The 20161-nt window shown below is 69.9% G+C and carries 16 protein-coding genes and 6 pseudogenes; 8 read left to right on the top strand and 14 right to left on the bottom strand.

The window, feature by feature from the left end; all coding sequences use genetic code 11:
• The coding region (locus AB0927_RS39525; RefSeq protein WP_366672694.1) for an Ig-like domain repeat protein at positions 1-965 on the top strand (965 nt) is incomplete at its 5' end.
• Positions 966-1358: 393 nt separating this feature from the next.
• Here the strand turns inward: AB0927_RS39525 and AB0927_RS39520 are convergent.
• From AB0927_RS39520 to AB0927_RS39505, 4 genes are all read right to left on the bottom strand, one after another.
• The gene (locus AB0927_RS39520; RefSeq protein WP_366672693.1) at positions 1359-1781 is read right to left on the bottom strand and encodes a lasso peptide biosynthesis B2 protein; all 423 of its coding nucleotides are present in this window, start codon (positions 1779-1781) and stop codon (positions 1359-1361) included.
• Complete coding sequence (locus tag AB0927_RS39515; RefSeq protein WP_366672692.1) at positions 1778-2014, bottom strand: lasso peptide biosynthesis PqqD family chaperone; 237 nt, start codon at positions 2012-2014, stop codon at positions 1778-1780. The genes AB0927_RS39520 and AB0927_RS39515 overlap by 4 nt, the downstream gene beginning before the upstream one ends.
• Before the next feature lies 1 nt (position 2015).
• Entirely contained in the window at positions 2016-3620 is a 1605-nt protein-coding gene (locus AB0927_RS39510) for an asparagine synthase-related protein (RefSeq protein ID WP_366672691.1), read from the bottom strand.
• Between the two features lie 273 nt (positions 3621-3893).
• Positions 3894-4022 carry a lasso RiPP family leader peptide-containing protein gene (locus AB0927_RS39505; protein ID WP_366672690.1) on the bottom strand — a complete coding sequence of 43 codons (129 nt, stop codon included), beginning with the start codon at positions 4020-4022 and terminating at the stop codon, positions 3894-3896.
• A 391-nt stretch (positions 4023-4413) separates the two neighbouring features.
• Here AB0927_RS39505 and AB0927_RS39500 point away from each other — a divergent pair, with 391 nt between their 5' ends.
• Positions 4414-4779, top strand: coding sequence for a hypothetical protein (locus tag AB0927_RS39500; RefSeq protein ID WP_366672689.1), 366 nt, complete (start codon positions 4414-4416; stop codon positions 4777-4779).
• Positions 4780-5369: 590 nt separating this feature from the next.
• Entirely contained in the window at positions 5370-6524 is a 1155-nt protein-coding gene (locus tag AB0927_RS39495; RefSeq protein ID WP_366672688.1) for a hypothetical protein, read from the top strand.
• Between the two features lie 264 nt (positions 6525-6788).
• Here AB0927_RS39495 and AB0927_RS39490 read toward each other — a convergent pair.
• Positions 6789-7197: pseudogene (locus tag AB0927_RS39490) on the bottom strand (IS5 family transposase); the annotation flags it as partial.
• A gap of 197 nt (positions 7198-7394) precedes the next feature.
• Positions 7395-7520 (bottom strand): hypothetical protein, encoded by a 126-nt coding sequence (locus tag AB0927_RS39485; RefSeq protein WP_366672687.1) that lies wholly within the window; start codon positions 7518-7520, stop codon positions 7395-7397.
• A gap of 304 nt (positions 7521-7824) precedes the next feature.
• Here AB0927_RS39485 and AB0927_RS39480 point away from each other — a divergent pair, with 304 nt between their 5' ends.
• Positions 7825-8412: a methyltransferase domain-containing protein gene (locus AB0927_RS39480; protein WP_366672686.1), complete on the top strand. Its 588-nt coding sequence runs from the start codon at positions 7825-7827 to the stop codon at positions 8410-8412.
• A gap of 6 nt (positions 8413-8418) precedes the next feature.
• Here AB0927_RS39480 and AB0927_RS39475 read toward each other — a convergent pair whose 3' ends face one another.
• Positions 8419-9867 (bottom strand): amidase family protein, encoded by a 1449-nt coding sequence (locus AB0927_RS39475; RefSeq protein ID WP_366672685.1) that lies wholly within the window; start codon positions 9865-9867, stop codon positions 8419-8421.
• Positions 9864-10787, bottom strand: a pseudogene (locus tag AB0927_RS39470) (MAB_1171c family putative transporter); the annotation flags it as partial. The gene AB0927_RS39475 and the pseudogene AB0927_RS39470, both read right to left, overlap by 4 nt.
• A 1025-nt stretch (positions 10788-11812) precedes the next feature.
• Here AB0927_RS39470 and AB0927_RS39465 point away from each other — a divergent pair.
• Positions 11813-12945: pseudogene (locus AB0927_RS39465) on the top strand (IS3 family transposase).
• A 179-nt stretch (positions 12946-13124) separates the two neighbouring features.
• Here the strand turns inward: AB0927_RS39465 and AB0927_RS39460 are convergent.
• The 5 genes and pseudogenes from AB0927_RS39460 to AB0927_RS39440 all read right to left on the bottom strand — a co-directional run.
• Positions 13125-13949, bottom strand: a complete 825-nt coding sequence (locus tag AB0927_RS39460) for a DUF1684 domain-containing protein (protein ID WP_366672684.1) — start codon at positions 13947-13949, stop codon at positions 13125-13127.
• Positions 13950-14006: 57 nt separating this feature from the next.
• Positions 14007-14930 carry an LLM class F420-dependent oxidoreductase gene (locus tag AB0927_RS39455; protein ID WP_366672683.1) on the bottom strand — a complete coding sequence of 308 codons (924 nt, stop codon included), beginning with the start codon at positions 14928-14930 and terminating at the stop codon, positions 14007-14009.
• Between the two features lie 98 nt (positions 14931-15028).
• Positions 15029-15361, bottom strand: a complete 333-nt coding sequence (locus tag AB0927_RS39450; protein ID WP_366672695.1) for a hypothetical protein — start codon at positions 15359-15361, stop codon at positions 15029-15031.
• Between the two features lie 139 nt (positions 15362-15500).
• Positions 15501-16193, bottom strand: a pseudogene (locus tag AB0927_RS39445) (LLM class flavin-dependent oxidoreductase); the annotation flags it as partial.
• A 10-nt stretch (positions 16194-16203) separates the two neighbouring features.
• Positions 16204-16503 (bottom strand): annotated as a pseudogene (locus AB0927_RS39440) (transposase); the annotation flags it as partial.
• A 1-nt stretch (position 16504) separates the two neighbouring features.
• Here AB0927_RS39440 and AB0927_RS39435 point away from each other — a divergent pair.
• Positions 16505-16939, top strand: a pseudogene (locus AB0927_RS39435) (lyase family protein); the annotation flags it as partial.
• 429 nt (positions 16940-17368) lie between these two features.
• On the opposite strand, the gene AB0927_RS39430 reads toward AB0927_RS39435, so the two are convergent.
• A complete protein-coding gene (locus AB0927_RS39430) occupies positions 17369-19036 on the bottom strand; it encodes a carboxylesterase family protein (RefSeq protein ID WP_366672682.1) in 1668 nt (555 codons plus the stop codon).
• A 71-nt stretch (positions 19037-19107) separates the two neighbouring features.
• Between AB0927_RS39430 and AB0927_RS39425 the strand changes: the two genes are divergently transcribed.
• Complete coding sequence (locus AB0927_RS39425; RefSeq protein ID WP_366672681.1) at positions 19108-19251, top strand: hypothetical protein; 144 nt, start codon at positions 19108-19110, stop codon at positions 19249-19251.
• A gap of 320 nt (positions 19252-19571) precedes the next feature.
• Positions 19572-20051 carry a helix-turn-helix domain-containing protein gene (locus AB0927_RS39420; RefSeq protein ID WP_366672680.1) on the top strand — a complete coding sequence of 160 codons (480 nt, stop codon included), beginning with the start codon at positions 19572-19574 and terminating at the stop codon, positions 20049-20051.
• The last annotated feature ends 110 nt before the right edge of the window (positions 20052-20161 follow it).

The following is a 20161-nucleotide window of genomic DNA, read 5'->3' as shown; positions in this document are numbered from 1 at the left end:
TCGGCACCGCCACCCTCAACGCCGACGGCACCGCCACCCTCACCACCACCAGCCTCCCCCTGGGCGCACACCAGATCACCGCCCACTACCAGGGCGACGACACCTGCTCGCCTTCGGTCTCCGAGCCGGTCGTCGTGGTCGTCGAGGAGACACCGCAGCCGTCCCTCGGCCTGGCCAAGCAGGTGGAGTCCACCGGCCCGTTCCGTGTCGGCGACACAGTCGACTACACGTACACGGCCTCCAACACGGGCAACACCGCCCTGCACAACGTGACCGTCACCGACAACCTCGTCACCACCGTCACCTGCGACACCACCACCCTCGCACCGGGTGAGAGCACCACCTGCCACGGCAGCCACACCATCACCGAAGCCGACATCACCCCCTGCCAGCCCGCCACCGGCGGCTGCACGCTCACCAACCTGGCACAGGCCACGGCCGTCGAGCCCAGCGGCCAGGAGGTCGCCAGCGAAGAGGCCACCGCCACCATCACCGTCCAGCAACAGCAGCCGGTCTCCGAACTGACCCTGGCCAAACGGGTCGTCTCCCGCGGCCCGTTCAAGGTCGGCGACCGGGTCAAGTACGCGTACACGGTCACCAACACCGGCGGCACCACCCTGCACAACGTGACCGTGACCGACAACCTCGTCACCCACGTCACCTGCGACACAACCACCCTCGCACCGGGTGAGAGCACCACGTGCCACGGCACCTACACGGTCACCAAGGCCAACCTCACCCCGTGCAAGAAGACCACCAAGGGCGGCGGCTACGGCAACGGCAAGGGCGTGTGCTGCCAGGTCACCAACACCGCTCACGCCACCGCGACCGACCCCCAGGGCAGCCAGGTCATCAGCAACCAGGCCACGGCCACCGTCCAGGTGACCGCCGGCAAGCACGACGACTGCTGCAAGCAGCACCGCGGCAACGGCTATGGAAAGGGGAAGCCCTCCGTCAAGTCCTGACCGTCAGCTCGCGCCCAGAACCCCGCTTCGGACACCCGCCGGAGCGGGGTTCTCCCGCAGGCCGGGGCATTACGCACCGTCACCTTCGCCCAGATGCCACATCCCCGCCCGGCACTCCGGCTCCGCCCGTCCAGCGACACGCAACCAAGCCGGCCTTGACCAGCTGACGGCGGGTGGCTCCCGGGCTGACTGCACGCCATGCGGCGGCCGCGGTCTGAAGTTGAGCGGGCGCACGTTTGGGCTCTCGCCACCCTCTGCGTCAACTGGGCCTACGTCTTCCAGGGCACCCGACTCCGCGCCTTTGTGGGTTGGCCAGCTGTGCGGGGTCGGGTGCACCTGCGCGTCCTCAATCGTCCGGGGCAGGGCGTGGTTTGGGTGCGGATCGCGTGGTGTTCAGCCGGGGTCGAGGGGCGGGACGGTGAGGAGGGGGGTGTAGTGGCCTTTGGGGTGGGGCTCGCCGATGATCTGCCCCTCGGCTTCGATCCAGGCGTGTGCGGCGAAGGGGTGGGTGCGTACTCCGGTGAGCCAGGTGGGCCAGGTGCCGCGGGTGCGGCAGAGCAGGGCGGTGGCGATGGAGCGTTGCAGGCATCCCTGTCCGGCGCAGCGCAGGGAGACCGCGACGATCTGCTGGCGGGCGGTGAGGGCTTGTTCGGCGGTGGCCGGTGCCGCGCCTCGTCGGAGGAATTCCAGGACGCGGCGCAGTCGTGCTGGTCTGGCGCGGGTCAGGGGGCGGGCCAGGGCGACGGCGAGCAGGGGTGTGATGCGCTGTTGCGGTGGCAGGTGCCGACGCTGTTCCAGTGCTTTGGGGATGCTCATGGGCTCACGAGGAGTTGGGAGGCGTGCAGTTGCCCGATGACGGCGGTGACGTCGCGTTGGGTTTGTTCTGGAGGGATGCCGTGCCGGTCTGCCAGGTCGGCGGCGATCTGCTGGGTGGGCCGTCCGTTCAGCAGCTGGTGCAGGACGTAGCTGCCGGTGGTGTTGAGCTGGAAGTAGCGGCCGGTGCGCTGGTGCAGCAGGACGGTGCCGTCCTGGGTGGTGGTGCTGGACACGTCAGGGTGCAGGCGCGGGGTCATCGAGCCTCCGGGCGGGAGCGGGGGTGGGCCGGTTGCGTGCGGCGCGCAGCCAGGTCTCGCAGCCGATCAGGGACTCCAGCGCGATGGCGGTGCGGATGTCGCGTTGCGCCTGCTGCAGTCGTCTGCGCAGTTGGTCGGTGTCGATCAGGCCGGCCTGCTCCAGTACGGAGTCGGCGAACAGGTCCATGATCTTTCCAAGGTTGCGGCGCAGTCCGGTGGTGCTGTCCTGGGAGAAGACTCCCTTGGTCGTGCGGCTTCGGATCGGGTCGGGGAGGATGCCGGTCATGGCGTCGGACAGCAGGGGCTTGTAGCGCAGTGGGCCGGCGTGTTCATGGAGGCGTACCGAAAGGACGGCCTCTGCGACACGGTCGTCAAAGTAGGGCATGTCCAGCTCCACCCCCGCCTGCTGGTACTGGCGGGCCAGCAGCCGGTAGCCGGCGGTACTTGAGCGGAGCGCGAGCAGGTGCTGGTGCTGGCCGGGGTCGTCGGCAAGCGGCCGGGCGTCGTGCGCGGTCTCCTGCAAGGCCTGGCGGGCCAGGTCAGCGGCCTGGGGGGTGACCCAGGAGGGCGCGCGAAGCGGCCACATGCCCCAGCCCAGGACTGGCCGGCGAGGCGGTGGTGGCGGGTTGGTGAGCTGGTCGGCCTGGGCCTGCCACCAGTCGGCCGGGGTGCCCGGACGTGCCAGACGCGCGAGGGTCGGCAGCAGTGGCCAGCGTCTGAGGGCGGCGTGGGCGCGAAGGTGGGAAAGCGCGGTAAGCGGGTGCTGCCGGGCCAGCCGGTGCAGGTAGCCGGGCAGCGGGGTGAACAGTTCGTCGCCGCCGTGTCCGGCCAGGTGGCGGCGGCAGCCGCCACGGGCCAGGACAGCCGCGGTGTGGCGCGTGCGGCTGGCGGTGCGGGCGTACCGGTAGGGCTCCTCGGCATCCGCCAGTACCCCGGGGTCGTCGAAGTTCAGCGGCAGGTCAGCTTGTGCGATGACCACATGCTCGGCGTCGCGCAGCGCGGCAATAGCGTGTTGGGCGAAGACGGCGTCGTCGTTGCCCGCCTCGGCCTCCGCCCAGCGAACGGTCAGCAGGCCCGGGACGTCCCGGGCGGCCAGGAAGCACAGCGAGGTGGAGTCCATCCCCCCGGACAGATCAGCGCTCAACCGCCCCTGGGCCGGTGCCCGCTGGCGCAGTGCGCAGCTCAATGCCTCCCGCACTTCCCCCGCACCCTGCGCCAGCGGCTTGTCGGGCGCCGGCGGCCGCCACCAGCGCATCGCCCGCGCCCGCTGCCCGTCCCAGACCAGGGCGTGGTCGGCAGGAAGCGATGAGACCCCCGACCACATCGGCTGCTCGCCCAGCGGCGGCGGCACGTGGCCTCCGCAGGCGACCGTGACCGCCAGCATCCGCTCGTCGATGCCGTCCCCACTCATGGCGGCCAGCACGTCTGCCCGGTCGCCGGCCACGACCACACCGCTGATCCGCGAGTGGAAGACCCGGCGCAGTCCGGTGATGCTGCCCTGGAAACGTGTCTGCCCGCCGGCGGATACGACCAGGTGGAAAGAGCCTGGCAGCACCGACGCCAGGGCGTCGGCATCGGACACCGCCCGCACCCGCGCCGCGAGGTGTGACAAGCGGGCGGCGGGGATGGGGCACACCCCGATCACCGCCACGCTCGCCGCGCCTGCGGCCGCGACCCGGACCTCCTCGGGCTGCCACCGGCCCACAAGCCATGGCCGCCCGGAAGCGTGGCGAACCACCCTCGGCGCATCCCAGGCAAGCACCGCCTCGATGCCGGCCGCGGCATCGGCATCCGGCAGCACCACGAATTCAGCACACACCGGACGGCCGATCACGCACTGCCGAACCCGGACCCGTCACAGATAGCTCGGAGCGAACGCGTCGGGCTCGTAGTCGCCGAGGCCGAGGGTGTCCTCGCTGAACTCCCCCACCTCCACCAGCACCGGCGGCATGTACGGCTCGGCCTGCTCAACCAGTTCGTTCACCACAACCTCCTAGACACTCTATGTAGTCGTTCGACCACACAGACATCGTCAAAGGGAACCACGCACCCCGCAACCTGGCGCCCCCGTCCCCGCCGGCAAACACGAGATGACGTGTTGTTCAGGCACCCGGAGTCGGCCGTCAGGTGGAGGGCAGGGGGTCTCGTCCAGCCGGTGCGGGTGAGCCTGCGGGCCATGAGGGTGACGAGTGCCCAGGGCAGGTGGGCTTCGCGGTGCTGGGGAGGCGCTCGTATCCGCGGACGCTGCAGCAGGCACGCGTGATCCAGCCCAGGGCGCGTTCTAATATTGGAGTCCGCACCGCCGCTGGCCGGCAACTGCGCGCCGCCGGACATAGTGATGTGCTGGACGCCCTGCGCACGGCATTATCGGCACCATGACCTCGCTGCTCCAGGCCGCCCCCCAGCGGACGCTCACCGCCGTCCCCTACGGCAGCCCCGACGCCCGCGCCCTTGCCCGAGCCCTCCACCAAGAGCAGCTGGCCACCTACGGCACCGCCGACGACCCCGAAGCCACCGAGGACGCGGAATTCGACGCCCCCAACGGCCTGTTCCTCGTCGCCCGGATTGGGAACGGACCGACACTGGCCTGCGGGGGCTGGGCGGAGCAGGATGCCCCAACCGATGTCGTCTGCGGCGTAGTCGTTCGCGCACATGGGACAGCCGTCGCCGGAGCGAGGAAGTCCCCGGGCCAGCCGACGTGCACGGCGGAGCGGTCGGCTCGGGGAGGAAGAGGGTTCTGATGCTGGGGCATCCGTGCTCCTGTTCGCTGAACGGGCTGGGGCGCAGGGCAAGGGCGATCCGCGCGGACGAGGTCACGGCGTCGGCCGGGGAACGGTTGCGAGGGACGGCAGCGTCCAGGTCAGCGCCTTGGGCCCCGGGCCAGACGTGACGCTCGTGCATCAGGGAGTCGGTCAGAACACCGGCGGTGGCGAGGCGGTCGACCATGGTGGCACGCAGGTCAGTCGTGGCGGCGGCTGGAGGTTCAACAGACATGCGGGCTGTCCTTCGCGGGTGAGGGAGCGGTCGCAGCGGGGGCAACCCGACACCCGCGCCTCCTCGCCGCGCCGCTGAGGCGCTCTCTGCGCCGACGTGCTGAATCCGTTGCGACACGCCATACACGGAGTCCTTCGGTGGGTGATATGCACGATTAGCCTCCAAGCGATCACTGATTCCGTATGCCGCCGGCTCACGTGCTTCCTGCTCGTGTGCGGAGGCGGGGCTCTGTCACGCAGGTCGTGGATCGCTGGAGGTTGATGTGGGCGTGTGCGAATCTTGGCGCGCTGTGCGGTGCTGGTGCAGTGCGCCGCTGCTAGCGGGGGCGTTGGCGGTCATGCCGGTGGTGGGAGCGGGGCCGGCGCAGGCGGTACCGGGTGACTCGTTCGATCCGGCGGTCCCTTACGTCTTCATCTCGCATGGGGAGCCGACGCAGCTCTCCCGCGAGGTCGTGGGGCCCGGTGGTGTGATCTCGTTCGAGCCGGTGGGGGCGCGGGCGCCGATCGCGTACAACGGGATCGGGTACCGGGAGGCGGACCACTTCCTGTACGGGGTGGTCACCCGTGGCGATGCGGACTATCCCACGGGTGGGATCATCCGGATCGGGCAGGACGGGGTCTTCTCCCGGGTGGGCACCGCGGTGACCGATGCCACCTCGCCGACCAACTGGGGCACCATGGTCGGCGACCGGTACTTCTGGTTCGGCAACGGGGGCAACCAGTTCTCCACGCGCCGCTACGACTTCACCACCGGGCAGCTAGAGACGGCGGACTTGAGCGCGGTCCCGCTGGGGACGCCGGACCTGGCCTACTCCGCGGCGGACGGCTACCTGTGGGGTCTGAACCAGTCGGGGCAGATCGTCCGTGTGGACCCGTCGTCGGTGACCGGCGGTGCCGCCGCCGTCACGCGCTTCCCGAAACCGGCTGAGCTGCCGGTGGGCGGCTACGGGTCGAACTGGTTCTACGGCAACGGCGACATGGGTGCCTTGTTCACCGACACCGGCCACACCTACCAGATCCACATCGCCGACGGGGCCTCCGCACACCCGCGCTTCACCGTGGTCGGGGACTTCCCCGGTCCGGTGGCCCCGACGAACGACGGCGCCGCCTCGCCCGGTCTCCCCGTCAACCTGGGGATCACCAAGACCGGGCCCACCGCCTTCACACCGGGCCGCCGGATCAAGTATCGATTGCAGGTCACCAACCACGGCCCCGGGCTCTCCAGCGCCCAGGTCGTCACCGATACGCTGCCGTCCTCGCTGAGCGACATCACGACCTCCAGCCCCGGCTGCCACCTGGACGGCCACAAGCTGACCTGCGAGACCGGCGAGCTGGCGGCGGGCCGCAGCCATACGATCACCGTGCACGCCACCACCTCCGCGACGGAACACGCGTGCCTGATCAACCGAGCCTCCGTAGTGGGCCAGCAGACGGACCCCGGGCCGGGCAACGACACCGCGACGTTCCGCTCCTGCCCGCTGCCCTGTCCCTGAGGAAGACAGCCCGTGTGAGCGGCGCCGGCGCTGACGCCGCCTTCATGCCTCGCCGCAGCCGGGAGGATCTCGTCACGAGCCTGTCCGCCGCGTCCGGGCGGCCGTACGCGCGGGCCCGCTCCGTCATGGTCCGCCGCAGGTGGGGGCCGGTGCTGCGGGCGGGGTTCCCTGACCTCGGCGAACCCAGAGTGACCAGGGCCGTTCGTATCGCCGCGCAAGTGGTACGAGGGCGTCACGTGCACGCAGCACCCGCTTGACCGTGTCCTATGTGGTGAGGCGGACGAGTCGTTTGTAGCAGCAGAGGGTGACGGCGAGGCCGAGAAATGCCAGGTAGTTGCGGGGGTCCCGCTCGTAGCGAAGGCTCAAGCGCCGGTAGCCGGACAGCCAGGAGATGGTGCGTTCGATGACCCACCTTCGCCGGCCCAATCGTTCGCTGGACTCGATTCCTTTGCGGGGCGATCCGCACGCCGATGCGCTTGCCGCGTAACCATTTACGCAGGTGAGGCACGTCGTACGCCTTGTCCGCGTGGAGCCGTTGGGGCTTGAAGTGGCGGCCGCGGTGGGGGTCGTGCCTCGTTTGGTGACCGGTCACCATCGGCTTCAGCCCTTCGCTGTCGTGGACGTTCGCGGCGGAGACGCCGACGACCAGGGGCAGTCCGTTCGCGTCCGCCAGCCGATGTCGAAGCTGGTCGCGGCGAATCCGTGCAGCACCTCGGAGGCGAAGTCGGGATTATGCCGCACCCACCGGCCCACGACCTCCCGGCGGTACAGCACCGCTGTTCCCAGACCGCTTGAGGTTGGCGCCAGCGGCGCCGCATCAAGGTCCAAGTCCTCACAGGCGCGCGCGAGCTGCTTGTGCCCGTACAGGTGTCAGCCCTTGACCTCCTGGAGCAGGACCAGGTCGACACGATTCGCGGCCGTCCGGATCCGCTTAGCCAGCCGCGGCCACAGGTCGGACGAATTCCCGTCACCGTCCTCGGTCCCCCCTGTACCCACGTTCTGGACCACAACTGTCAGGAGCACCACTCCCCCTCTCAGCGCACGGAGTTCCCACCGCCTCGGTACGAGGGTCTGCGACTCGCCGTGGCGACCGTTCGCAGCATGCCAGAATCCGGTATCTTCGTGGCCTAAACCGGCAGTTCACCGGTTGGCTGGCCAACATCGAGCGCTCTATCTGGAGGGTTTCACCGGCTTGGTCGGCACGTCTAGCGTGCTCCCATGAACGATCACTGTGTTGCTCACGGTTTCACGTCGGTAGACACAGCCTCGGCCCGCCGAGTGGGTTCAAATCCTGGACCGGTTGAGGGCGGAGCCGTTCTACGTCGCTTACAAGCAGCGGTTGCAGGAGTTCCTGTGTGCCCAGCCCGGCGGGCTGTTCCTTGAGGTCGGAGCGGGTACCGGAGACGCCGCCGTGGCCTGTGCTCCCGCTACGGTGCCAAGGTCGTGGCCGGTCGACTGCTCCTCGACGATGCTCGCGCAGGCACGGGACCGAGGACTGCCACACGCCGTTGTCGCGGACGGGCACCGGCTGCCGTTCACAGCGGGTCAGTTCGACGGCGCCTGGGCTGACCGGGTCCTGCAGCATGTCGCCGAACCGGCCCGGGCGCTGGACGAGTTGCTGCGCGTGGTCCGCCACGGCGGCCGGGCCGCCCTGGCCGACCCGGACTACGACACCGACCTCGCCCGCCGGGTGCTGCGCTTCAGGGCCGACATGAGCCTGCGCAACGGCTCGCTGGCCCACCAGCACGCGGGACTGCATACGGATGGCAGACCAGGCGACAACCTCGGCGGCGTACCCCATCCAGTCCCCGCCGCTCGCGCGCTGCCAGGCGACGGCCGCACTGAGGTAGATGCCGAGCATATTGGCCAACTGCCCCGCATAACGTAGGGGTGGTCATCCGCTCCATGATGTGACGACGCCATCGGCGATTCCTCCCAGCGAAGGTGCCAACTGCTCGGCCATCACGAGCAAGGTTCGGTCCGAATAGGCCGGTCCTACGAGTTGCAGGCCGATCGGGAGGCCATCGGCACCACGCGCAACGGGCGTGACCAGGCTGGGCAGGCCGACGTGGCTGGTGAGGTTGGCCCAGCCGGTCTGGTCGAAGAAGCTGCGTTCGACGCCGTCGACCGTGAGAGAACGGCTCCCGGCTGGGATCGCCGCGGTGGGGGCGGCGGGCGTAATGAGGACGTCGTACGGGCCGTCGGCGAAGAACCGGTGCCACGTTTGCTGGAGCCGGAGGCGCTCCTCGTTGGCGCGGAACCAGGCGCGGTGGGTCTGCGTGCGGTGGCGGATGATGGCGGCTCCTGGGCTCGCGTCGTCCGTGTGCAGGTCACGGGCGGCGGCGAGTTCGGCCGCGCCGGCGGCGTCGTCGGTGGTGGCCGTCGTGGTGGCGTGGAGGAGTTGCTCGAAGAGGCGGAGGGATTCGGCGAAGCCGACCGGCCCCGCGGTGCGGTGGACGCTGGCGCCGACGAAGGCGAGTGTCCCTTCGAAGGCGGCGAGAGTGTCGGTGGTGTTGCGGTCGACGGGGCAGCTCGCGTCGTCGGCCCACACCGCCACGCGGAGTTGGCCGACCGGGCGCCGCGCCGTGGGTAGCGTGACGCTCCAGGGGCTGTACTCGTCGGGTGACGGTGTCGTCAGTGCGGCGAGGAGCAGGTCGAGGTCGCGGGGGTGGCGGGCGAGGGGACCGGGGGTGACCATGTCGCTGCTGGTGATCCATCCCGGCGGTCGGGGGAGGTGGCCGCGGGCTGGGATGAGTCCGTGGGTGGGGCGCAGGCCGTAGACGCCGCAGTAGTGGGCGGGGAGCCGCAGGGAGCCGGCGAGGTCGCTGCCGAGGTCGGCGGGGGTGAGGTGGGCGGCGACTGCTGCGGCGGGGCCGCCGGAGGAGCCGCCGGTGGTGTGCTTGGGATTGTGCGGGTTGAGCGTGGGGCCGAACAGGGCGTTGTCGGTGTGCAGGTCCTGGCAGCACGCCGGGGTGTTGGTCTTGCCCATGATGACGGCGCCTTGGTGGCGGAGTCGGGCGACTGCGTCGGCGTCGCATGAGGGAACGTGGTCAGCGAGGTCTTCGGCGCCGCTGGTGGTGCGCAGGCCGGCCGTTTCGAAGCTGTCCTTGATCGTGATCGGGAGGCCGTCGAGGGTTCCGATGCTCTCGTTGCGGGCGCGGCGTTCGTCTGCCGCGTGCGCGGCGGCCCGGGCCGCGTCGTCGTCGCGTGTGATGACGGCGTTGACGTGGCTGGCGTCGATCTGGTCGAGGTGGAGGTCGAGCAGTTCGCGGCTGGAGATCTCTCGGCGGTCCAGCGCCTGGAGCTGGACGTGCACGGGCTGGCTGGTGAGGTCAGTGGTCATGCGGAGACTCGCTCAAGGTGAGGGACGCGGGCGGGTTGACGGGGCAGGTGGCGGGCGACGTCGAGGAGGGCGTCGAGGTCGTCAATCGGTCGGTCGGTCTGGCGGTCGGCGTCGGCGAACTCGGTGAGCTGGTCGGCATCTGGGCGGATCCCTTCGGCCCGGGCGGCGATGCCGGCGAGGATCTGATCGGCCGTGACGGCGGCTGCAAGCTCTTGGCCCCTGAGTCCTCGGGCTCGGTGGTGGGTTTCGCTGGCCTCGCGGACCGCGACATCGAGGTACGGGCGGATCACGAAGCGTCCGTCCCTGATTTCGATCGCGCGCCGGTAGAGCTTGATGGCGACGCCGCGGAATCGGCGTCGCTGAGCCGGGGTGGCTCGGTCGATTGGCAGTTCGATCTCTGGTGCTTCGCTGTAGAAGGCGAGCCACAGGGGGCGCAGGGCGTAGTAGCTGCGGTACTGCTTGATCCGGTACTGGACTCTCTGGGCCTGGTCGCTGATGGTGGGCACGAGCAAGCCGATGAGCGTGAGCATGGCGCCGACGTCACCGCAGGTCCAGGCGAAGCCTTCCCAGCTGGCAAGGGAGCTGTCGAAGGCGCCAGCGATCACGTCGCCGATGCGGACGGCGCTGTATCCGAGGGTGACGGTGGCGCCGAGGGCGACGATGCGCAGGCCGAGGCGCACGGACCCGCGGGTGCTGCGGCGGGCGAGGCGCCAGCAGGCGCGGGCGAGGAACAGCTCTCCGAGGGTGTAGGCCGTGACGTACAGGGTGAGGTACGCGGCGTACCAGCCGTCGTGGGCATAGTAGAGCGTGAAGTCGATCGGATGCGGCGCGCTGGGCGTCAGCAGGGCGAACAGCACCAGCAGTCCCATGATGACCGCGAGGCCGGCCCCGATCCACAGGCGGCTCCTTCTTCGGGCGACTTCGGGTGGCGAGCCTTAAGGGACCTGCTCATGCGCGTGTGCCGGTCCCCACCGGGGCTGGGAACGGTCGCCCGCGAACCGGGACGTTGGCTACAGTCTGTGAGACCCGCTGTTCGTCCGTACGCCCTCCCTGATGCTACGTCGAGGCCCTCGAATGCTGACCCACTCAGCACCGTTGAGTACCCGTGCTGGTTCCGTGCTGACTTCGAGGCCGTTCGGGTGGCAAAACCGCAGGTCCTAGCCCCGATCGAATGAGTTGTCGTACCACTCGATGGTGGTCCCGATGAGACTGGCGGCGACGATCCTGGGGAGACCGGCGGGGGCTGGGGGAGCGGTGGTTCCGGAGGCCATGTGCGCCACTTCCTCGTGTGCGGTGGGGACGGGTACGTGTCGGCACACGGTAGGAAGCCGCAGGTCAGGGGCACATGTGGTGGGACACCATAGTTCGGGGGACGGGTATGCGTGCGGGCACCATGCCGGGGATGATTTGACGTTGCGGTGCTGACTCCCGTGCTGGTTCGGTGCTGACTGAAAGCCCATGTCAGCACCCGTCTTCACCCGTCCCGTGCCGACTTGGTGCTGACTACGCCGCGTTGAACCAGGATCTTTCGGCCCGTTGTACCGCCTCCGCTGGGCGCGGGAGAGGGCATGGCCGGTCCTGGGAACGGGTGGCGTACCGTTCGCGAGAGCGCGGGTGCCGGACCGGGCTTCGGTCAGCGGTCCAGGGGGCTGGTTGACGGTGCTGGCGAGCGGCTGGCTGCTGTTGGTCTCGGTCTCGGGCGTGCTGACCGCCCGGCCCGGAGATCCGTAGAGGGGCTCGGCGGTCTCGTCGATCGGAGCGACGGCCTTGCTCAGGACGGCCGAACGGCCGATGCTCGGCCAGTACGGTGCGGAGGGTGCGCTCGCTGCCCGGGCCCTGCGGACGGCTGCATGCGTGCGGTGGTCCAACCGTTCGACTGGCCGCGGTCCAACATGGGCACCACTGCTCCGTTCGCCGTCCATGCAGGTGGAATCGGCAACGGGCCCTGGCGCTGGCCCGTTCGTCGGGCCGGCCTGTCTCACGCATCGCCGCCGAGCTCGGCGTGAATCACGAGACGCTGCGGCAGTGGATCAAGACGGCGGAGAAGGCCGAGAGGCCCGAGGCGGTCGCGGCGTCGGCGAAGGATGCGGAGATCGCGGCCTTGCGCAAGCAGGTGCGCGAGCTGGAGATGGAACGTGACATCCTGCGTCGGGCGGCCAAGTATTTTGCGGGCGAGACGAACTGGTGAGCCGCTTCGAGTTCGTTGCCGACCATCGCGGCGCCTTCGGCGTGAAGCGGCTGTGCACCGTGCTGAACCTGTCGAGGTCCGGGTTCTGTCGGTGGCTGAGGACCGCGCCGGCGCGCGCCGCAAAGAAGGCCGCGGACGCCGCGCTCACCCGGCGGGATACGCAAGGTCCATGCGGAGTCCGGAAGGACGTACGGGGCCAAGCGGATCACCGCCGAGCTCCGCGCCGGCGGTGTGATGGTGAACCGCAAGCGCGTCGAGCGGCTCATGCGCCAACGCGCAATTCAGGGACGGATGTTGAGGCAGCGGCACCGCACCACCATTCCGGACCCCCGCCGCCCAGGCGGTGCCCGATCTGCTGCGGCGCGACTTCACCGCATCCGCTCCCAACCGGGCCTGGGTCGGTGACATCACCTATCTGCCCATCGCCGGCGGGGAGTTCCTGTATCTGGCCACCGTCATCGATGTCTACTCCCGTCGCCTGCTGGGCTGGTCGATGGCCGATCACATGCGGGCCGAGCTTGTTACCGACGCGCTCGATGCGGCCGTCCGCACTCGCGGCGGACAGGTGGACGGCGTCATTTTTCACAGCGATCACGGGGGCTCAGTACGGCTCGAAGGCGTTCGCCGACGTCGGTCGCCGGGCCGGGATCCGTCGGTCCATGGGCGCGGTCGGCACCTCGGCGGACAACGCCGCCGCGGAGTCGTTCTTCGCTACGCTGAAGCGGGAGATCCTTCCCGGTCGGCGCGGCTGGCCGGCAGAAGGGGCTGCGCGACTCGCGGTGTTCCGCTGGCTTGGCTTCTACAACCACCAGCGCAGACACCCCACGATCGGCTACCTCTCCCCAGCCGTCCTCGAACAGAGATCAACTACGCTGGCCATCGCTGCATGACAACCGGTGTCCACGATCAAGGTGGAAGCCCCGCTCTCGCTCGCACTGGGGAGGAACGCGAGGTTCACCTGAACAGCCTCGAACTCCGCCATCATCACACGCCACTCAGTGTCGGATCGCCGAACTCCCGACTCCACAGAGGCTGTCCGGCGGAGACGCTGCGGAGGACTGAACCCGGCTCAGGACCCGCCGCGCTCGCGGGGGATCTTCTGGCCCGCCTCGATCGCTACCGGCAGTCGGTTCTCGGCCGGGGGCAGCGGGCAGGTGGCCAGGTCCGTGTAGGCGCACGGCAGGTTCGTGGCGCGGTTGAAGTCCAGGACGACCGTGCCGTCGGCGGCGGGCGGTTCGAGGGCCAGGGAACGGTTGGCGGCGTAGGTGGTGACTCCGGAGGTCGCGTCCGTGAACAGCACCAGCAGCCGGCCCGCACCATGTCCGGGGAACGCGGTCAGGGACAGCTGACGTCCGTCGAGCTCGAACTCGATCCTGCCCGGAGCGTCGTAGACGTGCTCGAGGCCCTCGACCGCGGCGCCGACGGTGGTCGGGCGTGGCTCGTCGAAGGGGATGTACCGGCCGGTCACGGCCCAGCGGGGGTCGGGGGCGTAGGCCGGTGTCCCGGTGAAGGCCGTGCGTAGCGGCGCGTCCGGGTGACGGGGGCGCACGATGTCGTTGCCGCCGCGCTTGGCGACCTCGATGACGACGTCGCCCCAGACCACGTCGACGCCGCCGCGCTCGGGCAGCACACCGAAACGGTGTTCACCCCGCACCGGCGTGCCATCGACGACCAGTTCCTCACCGTCGGCGAGGCCCACGACGACCCCGTCGGGACCGGTGCGCCAAGCGCCGGGCGCGTCCGGAAAGCGCTGCGGCCGGTCGTCCAGCCAGTGCAGGCCGGTGATCGCCAGGAACCCATGCGGGGCGGCGAGCCGGGCCTCCTGGGCGCGGTACCACTCCCGCCAGTTGTCGGTGAAGGCCTGGAGGTCCGTTGTGGTGGCCTCGGTGGTCATGCATTCTCCTTCGGGGGTGTCAGAGAGTGTGCCGGGCCGATGGCCCAACAGGCATAGTCAGTCGGCCAGTTCGCCGAGGAGCGCCCAGGTGCGTCGGCGGTCCGCTTCTCCGGCAATCTCGGTGCCCGAGAAGACGACCTCGGTGGCACCGGCGTCGCGATACCGCCGTACCTCGGCTTCCACCGCCTTCTCGTCGCCGATCACGGCCAGGTCGGCGGCGCGTCGGCCGCCGGAGAGTTCGATGACCCGTGCGTAGGACGGGATCTGTTCGTAGAACGCGAGGTTCCCGGTGGCCTGCGCCCGCACCGCGTCCACGTCGTCCGTCACCACGCCGGGCACGAGGGCCACGATCCGGGGCGCGGGACGGCCGGCGGCCTCGGCCGCGGACGTCAGGGCGGGCACGATGTGCTCCGCCAGGGCGCGCGGCCCCGCGAGGTAGGGCAGGATCCCGTCCGCCAGTTCACCGCTGACCCGCAGCGCCTGCGGTCCCATCGCGGCGACCAGCACGGGAACTCCGCCCTCGGCGCCCGGCACGCGCGCCGGGATCGGAGTGGTGGCGGTGAGCAGCTCGCCGTGGAAGTCGGCCGTGCCGGTGTCGATCAACTGCCGTAGGACGGTGAGGAATTCACGCAGCCTGGCGACGGGCCGTTCGAAGGGCAGCCCGAAGCCGGTCTCCGTCAGCAGCTTCGTGCCCAGGGCGAGCCCCAGGTGGTAGCGGCCGTGAGTTGCCGCCTGCGCGGTCTGGGCCTGGCTTGCGACCGCCACCGGGTGGCGGCCGAAGACGGGGATGGCGGAGGTGCCCACGTGCAGTCCGGGCACCTCGCGCCCCACGATTGCGGCGAGTTGGGGCGAGTCCGCGCCGAAGGTCTGGCCGAACCAGGCCGACCGCAGCCCGGCGGCCGCGGCCTCCCGGGCCAACTCCACGGTGGCGTCCACCTGATTCGGCGCGTCCGACGCGTTGAGTGCTACTCCGACAGTCATGTCAATTTGAACCGGCGCTGGACGGAAAAGCATTCCGGTCCTTGTGTGACAGCTTCATGTCGGTCATGTGATGCGATGCCGTACTGGCCACGTGACCGTCAGCCCGCCTGCCGCTGGGCCGGCGCGGACCGGCGAGTGAGCGGCTCGCGCAGGCCGAGGTGGTCGCGGAGTGTGCTGCCGGTGTACTCGGTGCGGTGGACCCCGCGTTCCTGCAGTTCCGGGACGAGCAGGTCGACGATGTCGTCGAGCCCGTCGGGGATCAGGTACGGCGAGACGTCGAAGCCGTCGACCGCGCCGTGCCGTACGAAGTGGGCGAACTTGTCGGCCAGGGCGGACGGGGTGCCGACGTGACCGCGCTGCGGGCCGAGCGCGATGACGGTCTCGCGCAGCGACCAGCCGTGCGCCTCGGCCTTCGCCCGCCATTCGGCCACGACCGCGCGCGCGTCGGGGATGCGGCGGGCGCCGAAGGAGCCGTCGTTCTCGGCGATGACCGGATCCTCCTTCGGCAGCGGACCGTCGGCGTCCCGGTTCGGACAGGTCGATGCCCCACAGCAGCCCGGCGACCCCCAACGCCGTGGCGGCAGTAACCTGTTGGAGCCGGATCCAGCGCCTCTTCTCCTCGGCCTCCGCCTCCGTGGCTCCGATAATGATCTCGGTACCGGGCAGGATCCGCAGGTCGTCGTCGGGCCGGCCGACGGCGCGCAGCCGGGTGCGGATGTCCTGGGCGAAGGCCGGCGCGTCGTCGAAGTCCGTGCCGTGCGCGGAGAAGATCACGTCGGCGTGGCGGGCGGCGAAGTCGCGCCCCTCGCCGGAGTCGCCTGCCTGGAAGATGACCGGGTGCCCTTGGGCGCTGCGGGGCAGGGCCGGGGCGAGATCGACGTCGAACTGCGGGCCCCGGTGGCGCACTTGGCGTACGGCACCGGGCGCGGACCATGCGGGCGCGCCCTGCGTGTCGGCGACTGCTCCGTCCGCCCAGCCGTCCCAGAGGGCGCGGGCCACGGTGAGGAACTCCTCGGCACGACGGTAACGGTCGGCGTGGTCGAGGTAGCCGCCGCGCCGGAAGTTGGCGCCCGTCCAGGCGTTGTCGGTGGTCACCACGTTCCAGCCGGCGCGGCCCTCGGAGAGCAGATCGAGGCCCGAGAGACGGCGGGCGAGATCGGCGGGCTCGTTGAGGGTGGAGTTGGAGGTGGAGACCAGGCCGATCCGGCGGGTGACCCCGGCCAGCGCCGCGAGCTGGGTGATGGCATCGGGCCGTCCGGCCACGTCCAGACTGTTTTCCGACCGGGTGCGCGGGTGCACGGTGCGTGTTCTTCACGCCGGTTGGCCTGCCGGGGCCTGCGGTCGTGAGTTTCGGTGCGCTGGCCGGCTGAGGGGCTTTCCTGTGGAGGCGGCGAAATCCTCGACGGACACGTGCGGGTGTGAGGCGCTCTTGACGTGCGGGTCGTTCCCAGGGTTTGCGGAGGTCTTCTGTCAGAGGCCGGGCAAGACGGAGTTGGGTGTGTGCGGCGACGAGCCAGGTCCAGCGGTCGGCGGCGGCCGGCTCGCGGAGTTCGGGAGTGCTCCACCCCAAGGTCCCCATCTCCGGGCAGCGCATCGAGCGCGCCCACATCGAAGCCCTCGCCCGGATCAAGGCGGCCGCCGCGAAGGCCAAGGCGCGCCTCGGCGTGATCGGCAGGGACATCGCCGACGCGATTTCAGCGGCGGCGGAGCAAGTCGCGGAGGGCGACTGGGACGCCCGGTTTCCCGTCGATGTGTTCCAGAGGGGCTCCGGAACCTCGTCGAACATGAACACCAACGAGGTCATCGCCGCTCTCGCCACCGAGCGGCTGGGCCGCGAAGTGCATCCCAACGATCACGTCAACGCCTCTCAGTCCTCCAACGATGTCTTCCCCTCATCGATCCACATCGCCGCCACCGCGGCCGTCAGCCGCGACCTGATGCCCGTACTGGATCACCTCGCCCAGTCCCTGGAACGGAAGTCGGTGGAGTTCGCCGACGTCGTCAAATCGCCCCCGCCCTCGACTCGACGAAGGTCTTCCAGGGGCTGCTCGAACGCGGAGTCATCGTCAAGGACGGCTCGGACATCAAGGGACTCGGCTCGCGCTACCTGCGGGTCGACGTGAACCTGCGCAAGCACATGGACAGGTTCCTCTGGGCTCTCACCGAGATCAGCAACAGCTGACCATCAACGCTGTCCCACGCTGGGGCCGGACGGCACGCGGTCGGCTGCACCACGACGGTGCTCCGGCCGGTGCCGCGCACGTACCGGCCTTTCGGACGCAGGCGTTGCCCTCACCCCGGGCACCCGGTCTTCGGCCCCGCCCCTTCGTGCATGTTGCCCCATTGGGCCGACTGGTAAGGCCGTCGGGGCGAATCGGCACGCGCGACTGTTCGCCGTGCCGGGGCCACCGCCGAATTGACGGCGGCCTCGGCGGACATCAGGCCACGGCGTAGGGATCAACGCCCGCCCACGCCTCACGTCGCGCGGAGGCAAGGCGGTCGCGGAGCAGGCGCGGCTCCGCGTCGAACGAAAGGCACGCCCGGTCGCGAGAGGTGAAGGCCGGCCAAGCCGGCAGCGCCGGGGTCGAAGGCGTGCCCTTGCGCGCGAACGCGATGAATGAGTCGATCATCTTCGAGGACAACTCACGTGCCGTCGTCGGATCCGGCAGCTGGGGTGTGCCGAAGTCATCCGGCCCGAAGTTGCCGAAGGTGAACGGGATGTCCGAGCTGTGCCAGGCCCCGTTGGCGCTGGCTCCGGCGTAGTCGAAGGTGTACTGCCACACGCGGGCGCCGGCCCGGTGGGCGTGCTCGGCCAGGTAGACCGAGGGCATCACGACGAACCAGCCGCTGATCACGTCGTTGAGGGTCGTGTGCCCGGGAAGGGAGGTGTCCTCGTAGACCTGGAGAATGCGTTGCCAGGCGCGCTCGCCCGTCGCCTGGCGGGCGAGGCTTTCGAACCGCCCGGCGAAGAGGGGAGAGCCCATGAACAGCTCGGACTCCTGGGCGCAGGTACCGATCATCAGGTCGACGCCGCCACCCACGGCCGCCAACGGGTGCACCGGCAGCACCACCCCGTCGATGACGTGGGGGAACGGCTCCAGCAGGTGAGGATCGTCCCAGGCCTGTGCCGAGGCGTCGACCAGGTCCGCGGCCGGCACCTTCATCAGGCGCGAGGCGTCCGTGATGCCGAGGGAGCGCATGACCGCCTCCCGGGTCGCGGAGGCGAACTCGGCAGTATGAGTGGGGCGCGGGCCTCCGCTTTGCAGGATGGCGCGGCGGAACAGTCCACGCGCCTGCGGGCTGCCGAGCAGCGCTCCGAGGGACATGGCACCCGCCGACTCTCCCATGACCGTGACGGAGGACGGGTCGCCGCCGAAGGCGGCGATGTTGTCGCGGACCCAGCGCAGCGCAGCGATCTGGTCCAGCAGCCGCAGATTTCCCGAACCGGGACGGTCGGGCTGGTAGAGGCTGCCGAAGGCTGCCAGACGGTAGTTCAGCGTGACCAGGACGCAGTCCCGCCGCACGTAGTGCTCTCCGTCGTAGGTCGGGTCGTTGCTCCGCCCCGCGACGAACGCGCCGCCGTAGAGCCATACGATCACCGGCCGCTTGCCCTCGGTCGACGGAGACCAGACGTTGAGGTAGAGACTGTCCTCGCTCTGGCCCGGCAAGCCGGGCAGCGGCGGAATCTGCAGTGAGGCAGGGCCGAACTCGGTCGCGTCGCGTACCCCGGTCCAGGACGCCACTTGCTGCGGCGGAGCGAAGCGCAGCGGTCCGACCGGCGGAGCTGCGTAGGGCACACCCTTCCAGACCAGCACGCCGTCGCTTTGTTCGACGCCGCGTACCTTGCCCGAGCGCGTGGCGGCGACGAGTGACTGGGTGCCGCGGCCACCGCGGGCGCTCGCCAGGGCATCGGAGGGAGCGAAGCCCCCCGTCCCGAGCGCCGCCCCAGCAATGCTTGCGCCAGCGAGCCCCAGAGAGCCTCTACGCCCAAGATTCTGACCCAACGGAGTACTCCTCACTTGTCGGTTGGGGAAATAGCGAAGGAAGCTGAATTCGGCCGCGCGGCGAAACAGTGCCGACACATGCATGATCAGCAACGTTGCCATGGCTCTCGCCGGGCTGGGAGGGAGAGATGCATCCCCCTCAATTAATCAGTTCATGGCAGTGGTCTGCCGCGATGGTGACCCCGAACCGGTTCTTGTACGACACCTACGTGTACTCGGGGACCTTCGTCATGCCCACGTGCGGGATGAAGAAGTCGGGGTCGGTGCTGTCGAACACCACCGCCTGGAACGGGGTGGGCTGCTCAGGTAGCCGGTGAGGCGCACCGGATCGCGGACCGGTTCCGGGCCGATCAGGTCGAGGGGCGGGGCGTCGAACGTTGCGTACAGGACGCCGCCGTCGGCACGCAGGCGGATGGTCTTCGTCTGCCGCAGGACATCGTCTGGCATTTCAGTTCCTCCGTCGGCGGGCCCTGGTGGGCGCCGCCAACGCCATCATGAACGCAGTGGTTTAAAAAGCAACCAGGACGGTGTGTCGGAAGGCGTGCGGACGGCGAGGAGTGGGGGTGAGGGCACCCGTGGCGACCGTCGAGCATGGTTTAAAGTTGAAACTCTTATGCGAGTGAGGGGGAACGTGCCGATGCGGAAGACGAATCTCAGCGAGGCGACCTGCCCGGTTGCCCGGTCGCTCGGCGAGGTCGGCGACTGGTGGTCGCTGCTCATCGTCCGGGATGCCCTGAGCGGGGTGAGCCGGTTCAGCGACTTCCAGCGGAGCCTGGGGTGCGCGCGCAACATCCTCAGCACACGGCTGAGCAAGCTGGTGGAGACGGGGGTCATGGTGACCGAGCCGGCCTCCGACGGGAGCCCTTACCACCAGTACCGCCTGACAGAGAAGGGCAAGGCCCTCCGGGTCGCCCTCGTGGCACTGCGCCAGTGGGGGGAGGCTCATCTGTTCGACGACGAGGAAGAACGGCTCCAACTGGTCGACGTCCGGGACGGCAAGCCGGTGGCGCGGCTGGAGATGCGCGCCCACGACGGGCGCGTCCTCTCGCTCGACGAAGTCGAGATCCAGCCCGTCCCAGGCGCGGCCCGGTCCTCGGACCGGGGGCGCAGCCGATGAGGACAAGCTCCGCCGACTAGTAGTGCTTTGTTAGGTCGTGTCGTAGGGCTGCCATGGGGTGGGTTGTCGGCAGGTGGGGCAAGTGCCGGTCCAGGTGGCCAGCAGGTGCT

It is taken from the genome of Streptomyces sp. NPDC048106 (genome assembly GCF_040706415.1).
Classification (GTDB): Bacteria; Actinomycetota; Actinomycetes; order Streptomycetales; family Streptomycetaceae; genus Streptomyces.
The sequence above is the reverse complement of the archived record's forward strand: the minus strand, read 5'-3'. Positions and strand labels throughout refer to the sequence as shown.

Coding starts and splice junctions, on each gene's coding strand:
- AB0927_RS39460 (WP_366672684.1), bottom strand. CDS start 13,949: ATGACCACCGAGGCCACCACAACGGACCTCCAGGCCTTCACCGACAAC.
- AB0927_RS39500 (WP_366672689.1), top strand. CDS start 4,414: ATGACCTCGCTGCTCCAGGCCGCCCCCCAGCGGACGCTCACCGCCGTC.
- AB0927_RS39420 (WP_366672680.1), top strand. CDS start 19,572: ATGCGGAAGACGAATCTCAGCGAGGCGACCTGCCCGGTTGCCCGGTCG.
- AB0927_RS39520 (WP_366672693.1), bottom strand. CDS start 1,781: ATGAGCATCCCCAAAGCACTGGAACAGCGTCGGCACCTGCCACCGCAA.
- AB0927_RS39430 (WP_366672682.1), bottom strand. CDS start 19,036: ATGGCAACGTTGCTGATCATGCATGTGTCGGCACTGTTTCGCCGCGCG.
- AB0927_RS39455 (WP_366672683.1), bottom strand. CDS start 14,930: ATGACTGTCGGAGTAGCACTCAACGCGTCGGACGCGCCGAATCAGGTG.
- AB0927_RS39475 (WP_366672685.1), bottom strand. CDS start 9,867: ATGACCACTGACCTCACCAGCCAGCCCGTGCACGTCCAGCTCCAGGCG.
- AB0927_RS39425 (WP_366672681.1), top strand. CDS start 19,108: ATGGTGACCCCGAACCGGTTCTTGTACGACACCTACGTGTACTCGGGG.
- AB0927_RS39495 (WP_366672688.1), top strand. CDS start 5,370: ATGCCGGTGGTGGGAGCGGGGCCGGCGCAGGCGGTACCGGGTGACTCG.